Raw genomic sequence first — 18,363 nt, 5'->3', positions numbered from 1 at the left:
CAACGTGTCCTAGTAAAATACTTTTAGATTTAATAACTAGAATTTTCCTAAAAAATCCTATTCTTTTTCTTCTACATAGTTTAATATTTTTCAAAATAGGTTATAATAATAACAGGATCAAAGATAAGGAGTGATAGGTAGTTGAATATTTATATTATTTCAGATACAGCGGGACTTGCTATATCAGAAATTGTCAATTTTTCTCTCAACTTTTTTGATGTAGAAGTAGATATCCATGTCAAAAGCGAAGTTAGGGATCTAGAGACACTTTCTAGTATACTAAATGGAATACCTAAAGAAAATATAATAATCTATCACTCATTTCAAGATTCTAAGATGAGCGCATATATCGATAATTTTACTAAGACTTATGAGATCGATGCCATCGATATAATGGGATTTTCTGTCAATTCCCTAAGTAATATTCTCAACCAAAAGGTTAAGAAGGATGCAAAATTTATCAACGCCTATAATAGCGATCATTTTAATAGGTTAGAAGCAGTAGATTTTGCCCTAAAATATGACGATGGTGCTGATTTTAGAGGTCTAAAATTTTGCGATATTGCAATAATTGGAGTTTCCCGATCTTCTAAGACTCCCCTATCTATGTATCTAGCTAGTAAGGGGCTTAAGGTTTCAAATGTACCTTTGATAATTGATAGTAATCCACCACGAGAACTTTTCGAAATCAATCCTCAAAGGATATTTGGACTAACTATAGATAAGGACGTTTTAAAAAAGATAAGAAATGAAAGGCTCAAGACCCTTAAGTTATCTACCAATTCTATTTACTCCTCCATGGATAGGATAGAAGCTGAGCTTAAGTATGCAGAAGAGCTTATGAAGGATTTAGATGCTACAATAATTGATGTAACATATAGGTCTATAGAGGAAACTTCTGATATTATTATCAACAGTCTTCAAAAAAACAATTTGTTAGAAAGGAAAGAATGATGAGCGAAAAATACGTTTATAATTTTGACGAAGGCGATATGTCAATGAGATCCCTTCTAGGTGGAAAGGGAGCCAACCTCGCTGAAATGTCATCAATGGGAATTAATGTTCCTTATGGATTTACAGTAACTACAGAAGCATGTGCTAGATTCTATGAAGAAGGTGAAAAACTTTGGGATGAACTAAATGAAGAAATCTCAAAGCATATCAAAGACCTTGAAGCTAAAAACGAAAAAACTTTCGGAAACAACGAAGATCCTCTATTAGTTTCAGTTAGATCTGGTGCTCCAATCTCAATGCCTGGTATGATGGATACCATCCTTAACCTAGGACTAAATGATGATGCAGTACTTGGCCTTGCTAAGAGAACTGAAAATCCAAGATTTGCTTACGACTCATACAGAAGATTTATCCAAATGTTCTCTGACGTAGCAATGGGAATTGACAAGAATAAATTTGAAAAAGTACTTAGTGCAAAGAAAGAAGAAAAGGGAGTATCTACTGATAACGAACTTACAGAAGAAGATCTAAAAGATGTTGTAGAAAAATACAAAGTTGTATACAAGGAAGAAAAGGGAGAAGACTTCCCACAAGATCCTAGAGACCAACTAAACAAGGCTGTTAGCGCAGTATTTGCTTCATGGAACAACGAAAGAGCTATCCTATACAGAAAGATCAACGAAATTGATGATTCAATGGGAACAGCTGTTAACGTTCAAACAATGGTATTCGGAAACATGGGAGATAGCTCAGGAACTGGTGTTGCCTTCTCAAGAAACCCAGCTACAGGAGAAAACAAACTATTCGGTGAATACCTAATGAACGCTCAAGGTGAAGACGTTGTAGCCGGTGTAAGAACTCCAAAAGAAATCAACACCCTACAAGACATGATGCCTGAAGTTTATGAGGAATTTGCAAACACAGCTAGAACACTAGAAGAACACTACAAAGATATGCAAGATATGGAATTTACTATCCAAGATGGTAAACTATTCCTACTTCAAACAAGAAATGGTAAGAGAACTGCCCAAGCTGCTGTTCAAGTAGCAGTTGATATGGTAAATGAAGGCTTAATAGATGAAAAAGAAGCTGTTCTAAGAATCGAACCAAAAGAACTAGACGGTCTTCTCCACCCTACATTTACAGAAAAAGCCCTAGCAGATAACGAACCTATTTCTAAGGGACTAGCTGCTTCCCCTGGAGCTGCAGTAGGTAAAATCTGCTTCTCAGCTAAAGAAGCTGCTCAAAGAGCAAAAGATGGCGAAGAAGTAATCCTCGTTCGTGAAGAAACATCACCAGAAGACCTAGAAGGTATGATTTCTGCTAACGGTATCCTTACAGCTCGTGGAGGTATGACAAGCCACGCTGCCGTAGTTGCAAGAGGAATGGGTAAATGCTGTGTAGCAGGTGCTGGAGAACTTCGTGTAAGTGAAGAAGAAAGAACAGTTAAAGTTGGAGATAAAGTTTACGGAGAAGAAGATGTAATCTCAATCGACGGATCAACTGGTGCTATCTATGATACAGCTCTAGAAACACAACCACCACAATTCAAGGGTGCCTTCGGAACATTCATGGAATGGGTTGACAAATATAGAGATATGAAGGTTAGAACTAACGCTGATACACCAAGAGATGCTGCACAAGCTCTAGAATTTGGTGCAGAAGGTATTGGTCTATGTAGAACAGAACACATGTTCTTTAAAGAAGACAGAATTTTCCAAGTTAGAAAAATGATCCTAGCTAGCGATCTTGAAACAAGAGAAGCTGCCCTAGAAAAAATCCTTCCAATGCAAGAAGATGACTTCTATCAAATCTACTCACTAATGAAAGAAAGACCAGTAACAGTTAGACTTCTAGATCCACCATTACACGAATTCCTACCAAAGGGAGAAAAAGAAATAGCAGACCTTGCTAGCGAACTAAACCTTGAAGTAGCAGCTGTTAAAGAAAGAATAGCTGAACTTAGCGAAGTTAACCCAATGCTAGGATTTAGAGGACTACGACTTGCCGTTATCTATCCAGAAATAGCTAGGATGCAAGCACGTGCTATAATCCAAGCAGCTCTTCACTGCAAGAAAGACGGAATTAACGTAGTTCCTGAAATCATGATCCCACTATCAAGTGAAGTTAAAGAACTTAAACTTGTAAAAGATACAGTAGTAGAAGAAATTGAAAAAGTATTTGAAGAAACAGGAGATAAAGTTGACTACCTACTAGGTACAATGATCGAAATCCCAAGAGCTGCTATAACAGCTGATGAGATTGCAGAAATCACTGACTTCTTCAGCTTCGGTACAAACGACCTAACACAAATGACCTTCGGTCTATCAAGAGATGACGCTGGTAAATTCCTACCATCATACATCGACAAGGGAATCCTTGAAAGAGATCCATTCCAAGTACTAGACCAAAAGGGTGTTGGATTCTTAGTAGAAACTGCTGTTAAGAAGGGTAGAGATACAAACGACAAACTTCACCTAGGAATCTGTGGTGAACATGGTGGTGAACCATCAACAGTTAAATACCTATACAATGTAGGACTTGACTATGTATCATGCTCACCATTTAGAGTTCCAATAGCAAAACTTGCTGCTGCACAAGCTGCAATCGAAAAAGAAAGCAAGTAATAAAGATAACCTTACAAATAAAAGAGGCTTTGGATAAAATCCATGGCCTTTTTCTATTGAGAAAATTTGCCCTAGCTAATAAATAGAATAACCATAACGAATAAATCCTAACCCAAATCTTTATAAGATCATACTACCAAGAAAATCATAGCCTTGACAAAATAAAAATAAGAGCTATATATTTATAATAAAACAAACGATCGCTTGGTGATTTATATAGAAACAAATCTTGCTTTTAGGATTATGAGGCAATATAAAAAATTTAACTAGAAGCTAATCTTTGGATATTCATATCTATGACCTACTAAGCAAATCTCTTTGTGTATTTTAAAATAGAGGAAGATGATGAATTGGATAATTTTATTAGGGCTAGTCGTAATATACTTTTCCCTTAATGAAAAATTTGAAAAACTAAACAAATTAGTGAAGAAACAAACTAGACAAAATCAGGAGGAAAGAGGGATGTCTAAGGTAATTCAAGGATTAGTTAACAAAAAATGCCTAATAAATACAGATGAAGCTTTAACCCTTGTAGGCAAAGCAGAAATTGAAGGTCTAATATTAGAAACCGATGAAGAATGGATAAAACTAGAATACCTAGATAAAAATAGGGAAAAGAAAATTAGTGTTTTTAGAATAGATTCTGTGGATTACATATCGGTTATTGAATAAAATAATTTGTGGAGAAAAGTAAATGTTTGATAAAAAAGAAAAAAGATTTAAATTAAAATCTGATGAAAACTTTGGTTTGGGAGCCATCCAGATTGTAGTAGATACCCAAACAGGTGTAAATTATTTAATAACTGTAGGTACTACTCCTTTAGGGATTACACCTTTATTAGATGAGAATGGTAAGGTAGTAATCGATAAGTTGGATAAGTAATTCAAATCTAGGGTCTGTAAATAATTTTATGTATCAACCTAAAACTAATCAGAGTAAGGTTGATACTTTTAATATATATATTTACTAATCACTTTCCTGATATATTTACCACGGCTTAGTAGAAGCTCTTTTGTAGGGCTTTGTTATTTAGAAATATTGTTTTTTTATACTTTTATTAATTAGCTATTAAAAATTTTATGAATTTAGACAGATTTGTCTTTTTTATTCTATTTTCTTCAAACATGTCTACATCCGTTATGACAAATTATTGTATCACTACATCTACACTTGTGGTATAGGTATTTTTAAACACAAATACCTCCTGCTAGTCTTTCTTGACTAAATCAGAAGGTGTTTTTTGTATCTAATATTTTTTTGTCTAATTTATAAAGATTTGAGCATATCAACATACCTAGGCATAGAGTAATTTTCCCTTGATATTTCATTTTCTAGGGAATCTGATACTTCCCTTATGTTTTCAGAAATTATCCTAGTATTTTTTTGTATATATATTGCCTTTTCTTCGATACCATTTATATTTTCAAATTCATTTAATATATTAGGAATCTCTTCCCCATATTCTAATAATTTTTCTATTTTTTCATTTATCCTTATGGCTTTTTGACTTAATTTTTTGTTATCAACAAATGATACATATTCATTTATTCTTTTTATTTCCTTCATGGCTGATGGAAGGATTTCTTGGTAGATCATATTGTTTAATATTTCAAGTTGGGATGAGAAAAATTTACATATTTCCTCAAATTCTACATTAATAATTGATGATATCTCCTTATGAGAAAATATTTTTTCATCCTCATAAATTTTATAGGCATTTGTTTTTTTAGCATATAAGATAGCTTCCAAGAAGCTCTCATGGCTTTGAAGACCTCTTTTCTTAGCTTCTTCTATCCATTCTTTTGAATAACCATCCCCTTGGAAAAGTATCCTCTTATTTTCATTGTATATGTCTTTTACAATTTTGTAAGACTCTTCTTTTAAGTCTTTATCATCTACATTTTCTAACTTATCTGCAATATCTTTTATCACCTTAGACATAGCAAGATTTATTAGAGTATTTAAGTCTGATGCAGATTTTGAAGAACCGAGCATCCTAAATTCAAATTTATTACCAGTAAAGGCTATTGGAGAAGTTCTATTTCTATCAGAGGAATCAGTTTCTAATTCTCCAAGATGGGGAATTTTTAACTTATTATTTTTTTCCTTTTGCTTAAAGTCATCTTCCGCTATAGATTTTAAAATATCTTCTAGGTCGTTTCCTATAAAAACCGAAATTATTGAAGGTGGCGCTTCATCTCCACCAAGTCTATAATCGTTTGTTATTGATGATGATGCTATTCTAATAAGGCTCTGATATTCATTACATACCTTAATCATAGCTGATAAAAACAACAAAAAGAGGATATTATTTTTTGGATCTTTTCCTGGAGAAAAACAGTTTTTCCCATAATTTGTAGCTAAGGAATAATTATTATGCTTACCACTTCCAGCCATATTTTTGAATGGTTTTTCTTTTAAAAGGCAGACAAGATTATGTTTTAAGGCAGTTTCTTCTAAAATATGCATAAGAATTTGGTTATTATCTACAGAAATATTACAATTTTCATACATTATAGCTATTTCAAATTGGTTTGGACCTACTTCATTATGCTCTGCCTCCATATATATACCAAGCTGGTATAATTTTTCATTTACGTCCTCAAAAAAGTCATTAACTCTTTGAGGGATTGCGCCCAAATAGTGAGAAACAAGCTCTTTTTCCACCATAGGGTCCCTGCCAACTAGGGTCATTCCACAATATTCTAAGTCTATTCTCCTATCAAAATATTTCTTATCTATTAGATAAAATTCTTGCTCTAATCCTATCTTTGCTTTGACCCTATAAGTTTTTTGATCTTTCAAAAATAAATTGCATAGTCTTGTTGCTTCTTTACTCACCCTATTCATTGACTCTATTAGGGGTAATTTTTTATCAAGTTTTTCGCCATAAAACGATACAAAAACCGATGGTATATATAAGACCTTATCTTCTATAAAAGAATTTGCAGTAAGATCCCAATATGTATAGCCTCTTGCTTCAAAAGTAGATCTCATTCCTCCAGATGGAAATGATGAAGCATCTGGTTCTCCCTTTATAAGTTCATTTCCTGAAAATCTATTTATAGGATTATGCTTATCATCCCTATTTAAAAAGGCTGTTTTTTTATTTGCAGTTTTTCCATTTAGGGGTTGAAACCAATGAGTATAAGAAGTAGCTCCTTTTGATATAGCCCATGATTTCATAGCATGTGCAATAGAATCAGCTGTTTCTTTATCAAGATTAGCATTATTTCTTGCTGCTTCTTTCCGTTTTAGATATACTGGATAGGGTACATTTTCCTTCATTGTTTTTTTGTCAAAAGCTAAGACTCCAAATTCTTTTAAATTCATATATAACCTTTCTTTAATTTCTAATACTTCATTTTTATTATAGCATAATTTCTAAATATATATACATAAAATTTTACATCGAAAAAACAATAATATTATATCACTATATCCTATTAAATGTATATTCCTAACTTGATAATACTTAATTTCATCTTTGATATGATATAAAAATATATAAACAGTCGATGGTCTTAAAGGTATTTAGTAACAATTTTGCGGAAATATCCTTTGTATTCAATAAAATAAACCCCGTCAATCAATGATCAACGGGGCTTAGAAGGCAGTCTTTTTTTTACATGTAGGTCTTTTTATCTTCAGGTAATAATTTGGCTGATTCTTTTGATAGGATTAGGGTTGTGTCAGGGTGGTTTTGTAAAATACTTGCTGGCAAGTCTTTACTTACAGGACCCATTACCATCTCATAGATAGCTTCAGCCTTTGATTCATAGAAGGCCAAGAGGATTATTTTCTTAGCATCCATAATTGATTTTATTCCCATAGTGATAGCAGATCTAGGAACTTCATCAATTGAATTAAATAGTTGACTATTAAACTTTATTGTTGACTCATCTAGATATGAAACGTGGGTTGTGCTATCAAATGGTGTACCTGGTTCATTGAAAGCTATATGTCCATCAACACCTAGTCCTAGTATTTGAAGGTCAATTGGATTTTTTTCAAGAATTTTATCATATCTTTTTACTTCTACTTCAGGATCAGCTAGTCCATCAGGTATATAAGACTTGGCAAAAGGTTTTGCATTAAATAGGTGTTTGTTCATAAAGTAATGATAACTTTGAACATGGTCGTCAGCAAGTCCTACATATTCATCAAGGTTTATGGATATCCTATCAGAAAAGTCTACATCTGATTCTCTAAGTAACCTATATGTTTCTTCTGGAGCGATACCTGTTGCAAAGCCAAAGACTTTTGATCCTTTATCTACTTCATCTCTTATAATTTGATATGCTATCTTACTTCCGCTAGGATTGCCATCTGTAACTAAAATTTTCATATTTACCTCTTTTCTTTTACCTTAATACTGATGATCCTATCATTCTTAGTGTGAGGGATTCTCCCCTTAGAGCTATTGATAATTCTAAAATATTTCTATATGGAGCAAGTCCAGAATAGCCATGGTCTCCTATATGTTGGATATCTACCCCAGTCATCTTATTTAGTAGGGCGATTTGACGAATTGTTTCGACTGAAGAAGCCTCTTGACTTGTTCCTATGGCACTCATAGCTAGTGCTCCATCTGCGTGGATTATATCAACAAGGTCTTTTATAAAGTTGACTGTAATTCCAGGGAAGGTTCCTACTGCTGGAAGGAGGATTACATCAGCTCCTGCCTTAATAAATTTCCTAACTGTATCTTCATCTATGATTGGCTCATTAACACCTGACCCATGCATTTTACCAGCTATGATTATGCCATCAAAGTTAGCTCTCGTTAATTCAATTGCTTTTTCTATGGAATTATTTGATACTCCTGTACTAGGATTGCCTGTTAGGGAAACTATATCGAATCCAAGCTCATTGGCTTTTTTTACAGTTTCTTCACTACATATCCTACCTTTAACAATATCATCCCTATCTTCTCCCATCTCTGCCTTATAATCCACTGGCTCAAGATTAAGTCCTATCGGTCTACCACATAATTTTTTTAGATATTTAACTGGTTCTTCTATTGCAGGGTCAATCGCCTTTATCTTTGGGTTAAAAACATCGAAGCAATTTAATAAGATAAGGTCAGCTCCAAAAGCTCTTGCTATCTCACTATTTGTAATCATTGGTTGGAATTGGGTAATAACTACATTATTTTCTGATAAGATGGTACGACCTTCAGATAATTTTATTGATTCTAAAAGCTCTTCCCTATCCATGGCCAAAATTTCACTTGCAACACTGTCTAATAATCTTTTCATTATTTATTCTCACCTTCTTCATACCTTAATTCACCATCAAGATAAGTAGCTATAAGGTTTAGTTCATCATCTACTACTATAAAATCAGCATCTCTACCGTAGGCGATCTTACCACATAGGTCATCTACCCCAACTGATTTGGCTGGATATAGGGATGCCATTCTTAGAGCATCATCAAAGGATACAAAGCCCCACTTCACTATATTTTTTACGGCTAGGATTAGCTCTAGGATTGATCCTGCTAGGGTATCTGTTCCCTTTAATTTGGCTGTTCCATCTTTAATTGTTACAGCAAAATCTCCTAGAGAAGATTCCCCCTCACCCATTCCACCGGCTCTCATACAATCTGTTATAAGAACTGTTTGGTCAATCCCCCTCGCCCTTAGTAAGGCATTTACAGAGTATGGGTGGTTGTGGTGGCCATCACAAATTAATTCTGCATAAACATCTTCTAGTGAGAAGGCTGCACCGACCATACTTGGATGTCTATGAAGAAGGTTGCTCATAGCATTGAAGGTGTGGACGAAGATATTTGCTCCATGATCTACTGCCTCCTTAGCTTCTTCAAAGGTAGCATCGCTATGACCCAAGGCCACATAGATATTGTGGTCTACTGCCCAATCAATAAAGTCAACACTTCCCTCTAATTCTGGTGCTATGGCAATTTTTCTAACTAGGTGGTTAGAAGCCTCATCCCATTTAGCTAATTTATCGATTGATGGGGGACTCATGTATTTTTCATTTTGAGCTCCCTTAAACTTTTCGCTAAAGAATGGTCCTTCCAAGAAAATTCCTTGGATCTTGGCACCTTCTATCTTTTTGTAGTTTTTGGCTATATTTTCTAGAACACTGGTAGTTTTTTCAAAACTATCTGTTAGGGTTGTTGGCAAAAAGCTTGTTACACCGCATGATAGGAGCTTTTCACTCATCAAATTTAGACCTTCAAAGTCATTGTCCATCACATCATATGAACCATAACCATGGATATGGGTATCAAAAAGTCCCGGTGCTATTGTATAATTTGAATAATCTATAACTCTACTATCCTTAGGTATCTCCTTTAGAACTCTTCCAAAGGTCCCATCATCGTTTATTTTTAGATAGGAGTCTTTTAGAAGCCTATCTTCCAAAACTATATTCTTTGCTTTTACATAATATGACATTTATAAACTCCTCTCATTTTTGTTATATGACACATAATCGTAGGGATGAAAGTCTACTATATCCTTAGCCCACTTAATGAAGTCTTCTGTAATTCCGTTTGCTGATTCATTTATAAATTCATCTGGCATCTTTCTTTCTGGAGCATTAATTTCTTCTATTGGTATAAGTGGGAAATTAGCTTTATAATTTTCACCATCTTCCCTCATTATTCCAACCATATAGCCACTCTTGTTGGCGATTATTGCATCAGCTGCCTTTCTACCAACTATTATAGCTTCTTCTACATCTACCCTTGACCTAGTTGAGATAGAGCACCTACCTAAAAGGCCTGGCTTTTCATTTCTTGCCTTTATGCCAAGATTTTTAATTACTAATTCGGATAAGTATGAGCTTACATCTCCATAATATACAGACCTACCTGTTTTATAGATCGGCGGAACTATTGTATCTCCATTTTTATTTACTAAACCTTCGCTCACTACTACAAGTATTCCTTTTTTCTTATTCCATAAATTGGAAACATCATTTAAGAAAGTATCTTCATCAAAGTCCCTCTCTGGTGTGTAAATGAAATCAGGACCATCTATGAATTCAGATTTCGCAAGCGATGCAGATGCAGCTAACCAGCCAGAGTTTCTACCCATAGTCTCGACTATGCATACGTGGATAGGAAGGGATTTAATATCTACAGAAATTTCAGATATTGTATTTGCTACAAATTTTGCAGCCGATGCATAGCCAGGACTGTGGTCAATTATGGCAATGTCATTATCTATGGTTTTGGGTACACCCATGACTTTAATATTATAAGCTTTAACCGCATCACTTAGTTTAGCACAAGTGTTCATAGTTCCATTTCCACCGTTTAGGAAAACGGCATCTATTCCCTGCTCTTTTAGCTCCTTGGCTAATCTAGCATATTCCTCATCATCCAGAGGATATCTGGAGGATCCCAAGGCACTAGCAGGTGTATAAAGCAAGCTCTCTAGTTCAAATTTATTTACCTTTGCAAAATCTACATAATTTTTAAAGTATATAGCTTCTATTCCACCTATTGCTCCATATATATGCTCAGTTGATTTTTCTTCTTTTAGTCTTTTAACTAAGCCATACAAGGAAGCATTTATTACAGCAGTAGGACCCCCACCATGAACTATCAAATAATTCATATTATTTAAATTCCTTATAATCTGGTGTTGTAGGATACTCATCATCCTTCATCATAAGGTGAACAGCTGATAGTTTGAATGTTTTTGGAAGTGCTAAGATATTAGGATTATCTCCTACGATTTTTTTAGCATCTTCTAGGGCATCTTCAAAAGTAGCTCTTGTTTTAAGTCCCATACCCCTTGCATATCCTGGCTCTTGTGCTCCTACTATATAGATAGCAGCTGTGTTTTTCTCAGCTATGTGGGCACTAGATATCATAGAAAATCCGTGGAATGGGTGGAAGGCATTAGCAAACCTATATTTTCTAATATATTCTTCGTTTGTTGCAAAGTATCTTCCTAATCTATTTAGATCAGGCAATGTTTGCATATAATTACCTTGGTATATATCATATAACTCTCTTAGATATGGCCAACGCATATCATTAAAGAAGCCGTCACATTTTGATGAAGCAATTATTACACAATTATCAGCCATAACCCTCTTATGTCTTACTACTTGAGCTGATATAGCTTGCATAAGCATAATAGGGTTAGTTCCCATACCATTTCCATAGTGGAAGTTTTGAGGTAGTCCAAATACCATTACATTATATTTTTTCTCAGCAAAAGGAACATAAGTTCTCTTATTTGCCATTTTCCAACAGCTTTCTTGTACTGCAGCTGCTGTACCTGAATGGATCTCAATTTGTCTAGAGTAAGTGTCTAAAACAGCATCACAGCAGAAGAAATGATGACCCATAGATTTTTCCATATGGTAACCAATCTCATCAAATTTATGTCTCATCAAGGAATTATTATTTACTGGTGTAAAATCATCCCTATGCATAACTTGAGGTACATGGTGGCTAGCTATGGAAGTCCAATGGTTTAATCCAGTAGCACAATGTTTATAGCCTCCTGAATATCCACCATAAGGGTTACCTTGACTATGACCGATTAGTATAGCTATGTCACTATCATAAACATATTTATTTAGCCAAACATCATCCCCATGTTCTTTTGTCTTGCCAAGATATACCATGTGCTCATAGTCTTCACTATCATGGTTTATAATTTGGTTTGTGTACCAGAATTCATCAAAAATTTCTTTTCCCAATATTGAATAAATTTCTTCCCTTGTATTCTTTGGATGTAGACCATTTGAACAAATTAATAAGATATTTTCTTTCTTAACTCCTGCTTCTTTTAGCTCTTCTAATATTAACTTAATAGATAATTTTCTATGGGAAGTTTCTTGTAATCCTCCCTTTACTATATCAGGAAATATTATTGTAACTTTGGTATCTTTATTTGCTAATTCACTTATAGGTTTTATATTTCCTTCAGGATTGTGTAAAGATTCTAAGTATGCTTCTTCTAATTTATCTTCAGGTATATAAGGAGGATCTTTTACAGTCTCACCAGGAATAAATACATCAGTATTATCTGGTAAATTTGCGCTCATCATACCATTACCGTATTCAAATTCTAACTTCATTTTTTGCTCCTTTAATATAAAAACTCTCTTATAATTTCTAAATATTCGTCTGTATAAAATCCTATATCTCCACTAAATCGGGTTAAAGCTATTAGTCCACCATCGAGAGATTCTATTTCTGATAAGTCCTTGGCATTGTCCTTTTTGAGTCCTCCACCATATAGAACTTCCAAACTACTATCAACGCTTTTAATATAGTCTACAATTTCTTTTATCTCTTGGCTAGTAGGTGGTACCTTACCTGGTCCTATTGCCCAGGCAGGTTCGTAAGCTATAATAATATTTTCTCTTCCTACATCAGAAAGTCCGACTTCAATAGCTTCTTTTAGTACTTCCTTCCAATTATCTCTTTCTTCTAGGGTCTCACCTATGCAAAATAAGACTTTGAGTCCACTTTCAACTGCTTTTTTTACTCTCTTATTTAGTATCCTGTTTACACTAGAGAAGTCTATCACTGACCCTTCCTTTAGGACATTCTTTAGACCAAGTCTTTCTTCCAAATGTCCTATTATTACTGAATCAACTCCCGCTTGCCTCATAGAATTTCCTGTCCTATGGCTTGTAAAGGCTCCAAAATTTCCACCTACTGAAGAGTCTTCTTCATAGACTCCTTGGCAGCCTATTGAAAAAGATTTGGAATCTTGCCTAGCATTTATAGCATTAAGAAGATGAATTTCTGGGAAATACATTGTAAATTCTACATCTTTTTCGCAAGCTATCTTCTTTAATTCAGCTTCACTAGCTTTTATTATAGAGCTAGCCCATTGATTTATATCATCATTGGTATTTACCCCACCATATTCCTTCTTTATATCAAATCTTTTTAAATTTAAATGAATATGTTTCATTTTATTCTCCATCTTTAATTAGCCTTGCCTACTTGGTTAAATAAAACTATAATTTGACCCATTATCTCAAAGACCCCATCCTTCATAGCCTTTTTGAGGTCCTGATCTTTTTCACCTAGGCCTTGGCTAACTTCATTCATAAAATATTTGAGGGATGATCTAGGATCTATATCATTAGGATTATCTTTCAAATAATTAGCTACAAATTTATATCTTTCATCTTCTAATAATTCAGGATTTTTCTTTAGCAAACTAAGGATATTTCTAGTTGTTGCCATCCTTATATCTGTATCGATATTTATCTTATTGATACCAGCCTTTATAGCTTTTTTAATTTGGGATATTTTAATTCCTTCACTACCTGATAGGTCTAAACCATAATTCATCAAATCTTTTACAATATATTTTGGAACTGTGGATGATCCGTGAGATACTAGTTGACAATCTATATCGTTAAATAAGAATAATTGTTTTATAGCAGTTACTATGTCTGTACTCAAGTTTACGTCTTTACCCTTATTGGAGCCATGTTTTGTACCGTAAGATATTGCTAGGTAGTCAACTCCTGTTCTCCTTACAAATTCTAGTGCTTCCAAGGGATTAGTGTATGTAGAGTTTTTGGCAACTACGTTATCTTCTACTCCTGCCAAAACCCCTAGTTCTGCTTCTACGCTTACACCATATTCTTTTGCGTAGTCTACTACTTCTTTTGTATTTTCTATGTTCTCCTCAAATGGTAGGGATGAACCATCATACATGACTGAAGTAAAGCCAGCATCTATACAAGCCTTGCAGGTTTCAAAGTTTCTTCCATGGTCTAGGTGGAGGGCTACTGGTATATCAGTTTTCTCTGCCTTATCCCTCACATAGTCAGCTATTATCTTGGCTCCCCTCTTCTTTTGCTCTAGGGTTGAATTCTTGAAATCATATCCTCCCCCAAAAAATCCAAGGGCCGGATCTGCAACTTGTAGTATCAAGGGTGCGTGCAATATTTCGTGGATTTCAATGGCTGAATCAACCTGATCTACAAAATTTATATTGAAAGCAGCTTGTCCATAGGCCCTCTCTTCAGCCTCTTTGAGTAAGTCTTTTCCTTTAACTAATGTCATTTTATCTCCTAATTTCTTCTATTTGTCAATATAATAGGAAGATTATAAAAATCTTCCCATCATTTCTTTATAGATCAAATTCAAATATTATTCCAAAGCTTCTTTCATTAGATCAAATTCTACGTATTCTTCAACAGGTCTTTCTTCAGCTACGTCACCACTGTCTATAAACATTTTTTGTTGTTTTTCGTAGTATTCTTTCATTGTGCCATCTTCTATGCCTGTTTTAACATCTTCTGCTGAGAACCAAGTAGCATCTGAAGTTTCAACCATAGAAGCCTCTTTGTCTTTAGCTGTTTGCTTAGCATATAGACCTACTGCATAATCCCAATTTTCTTCTTTAGATGAGAATTCCATAGCCTTATATATTGCTCTAGAGAATCTTAGGACGATGTCTCTATTTTCTTCAACATATTTTGGAAGAGCGATAAAACTTGATAGGTTAACTGAATCTGTCGCAAATTCAATTTGTTTTGATCCTTCGACATTTTCTAATATTTGAGAATCGTATGGGTTCCAAGCAGTACAAGCATCTACTGATCCACTCATCATAGCAGCAACCATGTTTGTAGCATCCATTTCGTATGGGTCAATATCTTCCATAGTTAGACCTGCCTTAGATAAGGCACTTGTTAGGGCTGTCTCTGATGATGATCCAGCTGTATAAGCTATTTTCTTGCCCTTGATATCTTCAATTTTTTCTATACCACTATCAGGAAGGACTGTTATTTTGTCAGTATTATGAACTGATGAAGGAACTATGATATTTGCATTGCCTTCGATTGCTAGTTTGTGAGCACCATGGCCTATATATGCTATATCAACACTTCCACCTTCCATAGCTGCTATCTCCGATGGACCATCAGCAAATTCTGTTAATGTTACATTGAGTCCTTCTTCTTCAAAGAATCCTTTATCTACTGCTGTTACCAAGTGCCAAAGTGATGCATAGTTAGGCATGTAGGCAACATTTAAGTCCACTGTTTCCTTGTTTTCTTCTGTAGCTGCTTCAGTTTCTTCACCACTAGGTGCTTCTGCGTTTTCTTCTACGCTAACATTTTCTGGAGTGCTAGCTTCATTAGGAGCTTCTTGAGCCTCGTTACCTGATCCACCACATGCAGTTAGTGTAAATACTGCAGCTGCCATCGCCATAAGTTTAACCATTTTTTTCATAATTTTCTCCTTTATATTTTTATTTTCTTACTTCCAAAAATTCTTGATATACTTCATCCCAAATCTCATTTTTAAGTTCTACAAACCTTGGTGAAGTCTTTATCTCTTGTGTTCTAGGATAAGGAATATCTATATCAACTATTCTCTTTATCCTTCCTGGTCTTGCACTCATTATTACAACTCTTTGAGCTAGTATAACAGCTTCTTCTACATCGTGGGTTATAAAGAAGCAAGTTTTCTTTTCATTTTGCCATGTATTAAGTAGCTCTTGTTGGAGTTGGACTCTGGTTTGGGCATCCAAGGCTCCAAATGGCTCATCCATCAATAGGACTTCTGGATTTACAGCATAGGCCCTAGCTATAGCTACCCTTTGCTTCATACCTCCAGAAAGTTCCTTTGGATAAGAATCTTCAAAGCCTTCAAGTCCTACAGATTTTATATACTTCCTAGCTATTTGCTCAGCTTCATCCTTAGGAACGTTTTTGATCTCTAGTCCAAACATTACATTCTTTAGAACTGTTCTCCAAGGAAATAGTGCATATTGTTGGAAGACAACTCCCCTTTCTACACCAGTACCTTCTATTGGTTTACCATCAAGGTAGATAGTACCTGAAGTAGGTGTATCAAGCCCCGCTATATTATTTAGTAGGGTTGATTTTCCACAGCCTGATGGCCCAACTACACAAATAAATTCATTTTCTTTGATATCTAAATTTACACCATTTAGGGCTATCACCTTGCCCTTTCTAGTAGTGTATTCCTTATACACATTATCAATTTTTAGTTTGACATCTAAATCTTCTCTTGCCACCCTGTTAGTCTCCTTTCAATGAAATCTGTAATTTTAACTAAAATCAATCCTATTATACCAAGTAAAATTATGTACATTAGCATACCATCTGACTCGAATGAATTTGATAGAGATCTAATTCTCATACCAATACCAGCTTGTGCGCCTGTTGACTCAGCAGCTAATAACGTAGTAAGTGCAGCACTTAGTCCAAGTCTTACGGCTGTTATTATAAAAGGAACTACTGCTGGACAAATTATTTTGAAGAATATGTCCTTGTCACTAGCCCCCAAAACCCTTGCGGCCTTTATCAAAGTTACATCGATATTTTTAATTCCTTGATAAATAGTGATACTCATAGTCATAAAGGTAGCAATCCAAATAAGTATAATAGCAGGTTTCTTACCAACACCAAAAGTAATTACTAGTAGTGGAGCATAACCTAGTGCTGGTATATTTCTAATAAAATTGATCCATGGTTCAAGAATTTTTTGAACTGGCTTATACCATGCCATTAGGAAAGCAATTGGTAAAGAAGTTACAAATCCCAAAGAGAATCCTGCAACTACACATAATAATGAACTTTTAATATCTTGAAAAAGTACTCCTCTTTCAACCATTTTGCCAATAGCATTAACAACCTTGTCTATAAAAGGGAAACTTCTTTGAGTGACTTCTCCAATTGATAGCAAATACCATACAAGAAATGCTATGGCTATTGATATTAAGATCCAAACTTTATCATTTATGACCTTTTTCTTTTTATGATTGTTCATCTCATCCTCCAATGCAAATATTTTCATAAGCAGTTAATAACCCTATTAACTCTTCTATTAACTATAATATAACAGATTATAAGAAACATCGCAAATTTAGAAGTCACAATGGAAAAAAACCTTTTTTTGAAGTATAATAATTTCAAAAGTTTTCAAAATTTTTCAAAAGAGGATTGTTAAGTATGATACCACAGGAAAGATACGAAAAAATAAAATCTATTCTAACTGAAGAAAAAACAATTAGTATAAAAGATCTTAGCAAAAAAATATATAGTTCCGAGTCAACCCTAAGGAGGGATATAAATTACCTGGAAAGTGCTGGCTTTCTTAAAAAAATTAGAGGAGGGGTTACCCTTTCTTCCAATACCAATAGCGAATATTCTAGCTTTATTAGGCAAAATAGGAATGTCGATGAGAAACAATATATAGCTAACTTGTGCGATAAGTATTTCTTAAAAGATGACCTGTCAATATATTTAGATGACTCAAGCACAACAAATTACTTGACCAAGTATTTTAAAAATTATAAGCAATTAGTCGTCTTGACCAATAGTATAGAAATAGCCAAAAATTTATACGATAACTCTAATGTTAAGTGCCTATTATCAGGTGGGACCCTCAAGTTTAACAGCTATTCCCTAGTAGGCCTTCAAGTTTATGATTTTTTAAAGTCCTTTTATGCTGATTATGTCTTTATATCTTGCAAGTGCCTAGATAATTTAAATGTTTACGAGGCTGATAATGACCTTGCTGAGATCAAGAAAATCATGCTACAAAATTCAAGCGTTAAGGTACTTATGGCTGACTCTTCGAAGTTTTATAAAAAATCTTTTGTATCTAATTACAAGCCAACCCAATTTGATTATATAGTTACAGACAAAAAACCAGATGATGAATTTATCAAAAGTTTAAAACCCTTCACTGACGTTATTTGGCAATAATTTTCTTATTAATTTTCTATTACAAAAGGGACTCTTGCAAGAATAATCAACCTGCGAGAGTCCCTTATTT

At 34.3% G+C, this 18,363-nt stretch carries 16 protein-coding genes; 5 read left to right on the top strand and 11 right to left on the bottom strand.

What is annotated here, in order from left to right:
- Positions 1 to 141 precede the first annotated feature (141 nt).
- The 4 genes from MUN42_RS08880 (at position 142) to MUN42_RS08865 (ending at position 4,464) form a co-directional block, all read left to right on the top strand.
- Positions 142 to 954 carry a pyruvate, water dikinase regulatory protein gene (locus MUN42_RS08880; protein WP_243344466.1) on the top strand — a complete coding sequence of 271 codons (813 nt, stop codon included), beginning with the start codon at positions 142 to 144 and terminating at the stop codon, positions 952 to 954.
- A complete protein-coding gene (gene ppdK, locus MUN42_RS08875) occupies positions 954 to 3,581 on the top strand; it encodes a pyruvate, phosphate dikinase (protein WP_243344465.1) in 2,628 nt (875 codons plus the stop codon). Before MUN42_RS08880 ends, ppdK begins: the two co-directional genes overlap by 1 nt.
- Positions 3,582 to 3,926: 345 nt before the next feature.
- Positions 3,927 to 4,253: a hypothetical protein gene (locus MUN42_RS08870; protein WP_243344464.1), complete on the top strand. Its 327-nt coding sequence runs from the start codon at positions 3,927 to 3,929 to the stop codon at positions 4,251 to 4,253.
- Positions 4,254 to 4,275: 22 nt separating this feature from the next.
- On the top strand, positions 4,276 to 4,464 hold the full coding sequence (locus tag MUN42_RS08865) for a DUF6440 family protein (RefSeq protein ID WP_243344463.1): 189 nt from the start codon (positions 4,276 to 4,278) through the stop codon (positions 4,462 to 4,464).
- Between the two features lie 384 nt (positions 4,465 to 4,848).
- Here MUN42_RS08865 and MUN42_RS08860 read toward each other — a convergent pair whose 3' ends face one another.
- The 11 genes from MUN42_RS08860 to MUN42_RS08810 all read right to left on the bottom strand — a co-directional run bounded on the left by MUN42_RS08860 (position 4,849) and on the right by MUN42_RS08810 (position 17,379).
- On the bottom strand, positions 4,849 to 6,915 hold the full coding sequence (locus tag MUN42_RS08860; RefSeq protein ID WP_243344461.1) for a glutamine synthetase III: 2,067 nt from the start codon (positions 6,913 to 6,915) through the stop codon (positions 4,849 to 4,851).
- Between the two features lie 292 nt (positions 6,916 to 7,207).
- Positions 7,208 to 7,930, bottom strand: coding sequence for a glucosamine-6-phosphate deaminase (locus MUN42_RS08855; protein ID WP_243344459.1), 723 nt, complete (start codon positions 7,928 to 7,930; stop codon positions 7,208 to 7,210).
- Between the two features lie 16 nt (positions 7,931 to 7,946).
- Positions 7,947 to 8,843, bottom strand: coding sequence for a haloacid dehalogenase-like hydrolase (locus MUN42_RS08850; protein WP_243344458.1), 897 nt, complete (start codon positions 8,841 to 8,843; stop codon positions 7,947 to 7,949).
- On the bottom strand, positions 8,843 to 10,006 hold the full coding sequence (gene nagA, locus MUN42_RS08845) for an N-acetylglucosamine-6-phosphate deacetylase (protein ID WP_243344457.1): 1,164 nt from the start codon (positions 10,004 to 10,006) through the stop codon (positions 8,843 to 8,845). Before nagA ends, MUN42_RS08850 begins: the two co-directional genes overlap by 1 nt.
- Complete coding sequence (locus MUN42_RS08840; RefSeq protein ID WP_243344455.1) at positions 10,007 to 11,176, bottom strand: diphosphate--fructose-6-phosphate 1-phosphotransferase; 1,170 nt, start codon at positions 11,174 to 11,176, stop codon at positions 10,007 to 10,009.
- 1 nt (position 11,177) lies between these two features.
- The gene (locus MUN42_RS08835) at positions 11,178 to 12,656 is read right to left on the bottom strand and encodes a lactate racemase domain-containing protein (RefSeq protein ID WP_243344454.1); all 1,479 of its coding nucleotides are present in this window, start codon (positions 12,654 to 12,656) and stop codon (positions 11,178 to 11,180) included.
- Positions 12,657 to 12,667: 11 nt separating this feature from the next.
- A complete protein-coding gene (locus MUN42_RS08830; RefSeq protein WP_243344451.1) occupies positions 12,668 to 13,504 on the bottom strand; it encodes a triose-phosphate isomerase family protein in 837 nt (278 codons plus the stop codon).
- A 14-nt stretch (positions 13,505 to 13,518) separates the two neighbouring features.
- The gene (locus tag MUN42_RS08825) at positions 13,519 to 14,613 is read right to left on the bottom strand and encodes a class II fructose-bisphosphate aldolase (protein WP_243344449.1); all 1,095 of its coding nucleotides are present in this window, start codon (positions 14,611 to 14,613) and stop codon (positions 13,519 to 13,521) included.
- A gap of 87 nt (positions 14,614 to 14,700) precedes the next feature.
- Positions 14,701 to 15,786 (bottom strand): ABC transporter substrate-binding protein, encoded by a 1,086-nt coding sequence (locus MUN42_RS08820; RefSeq protein WP_243344447.1) that lies wholly within the window; start codon positions 15,784 to 15,786, stop codon positions 14,701 to 14,703.
- 19 nt (positions 15,787 to 15,805) lie between these two features.
- The gene (locus MUN42_RS08815) at positions 15,806 to 16,597 is read right to left on the bottom strand and encodes an ABC transporter ATP-binding protein (protein ID WP_243344446.1); all 792 of its coding nucleotides are present in this window, start codon (positions 16,595 to 16,597) and stop codon (positions 15,806 to 15,808) included.
- Positions 16,579 to 17,379, bottom strand: a complete 801-nt coding sequence (locus MUN42_RS08810) for an ABC transporter permease (RefSeq protein ID WP_243344444.1) — start codon at positions 17,377 to 17,379, stop codon at positions 16,579 to 16,581. The genes MUN42_RS08815 and MUN42_RS08810 overlap by 19 nt, the downstream gene beginning before the upstream one ends.
- 155 nt (positions 17,380 to 17,534) lie before the next feature.
- Here MUN42_RS08810 and MUN42_RS08805 point away from each other — a divergent pair, with 155 nt between their 5' ends.
- Entirely contained in the window at positions 17,535 to 18,293 is a 759-nt protein-coding gene (locus MUN42_RS08805) for a DeoR/GlpR family DNA-binding transcription regulator (protein ID WP_243344442.1), read from the top strand.
- The last annotated feature ends 70 nt before the right edge of the window (positions 18,294 to 18,363 follow it).

Source organism: Anaerococcus sp. AGMB09787, assembly GCF_022808955.1.
In the GTDB taxonomy this organism is placed as follows: Bacteria; Bacillota; Clostridia; order Tissierellales; family Peptoniphilaceae; genus Anaerococcus.
The sequence above is the reverse complement of the archived record's forward strand: the minus strand, read 5'-3'. Positions and strand labels throughout refer to the sequence as shown.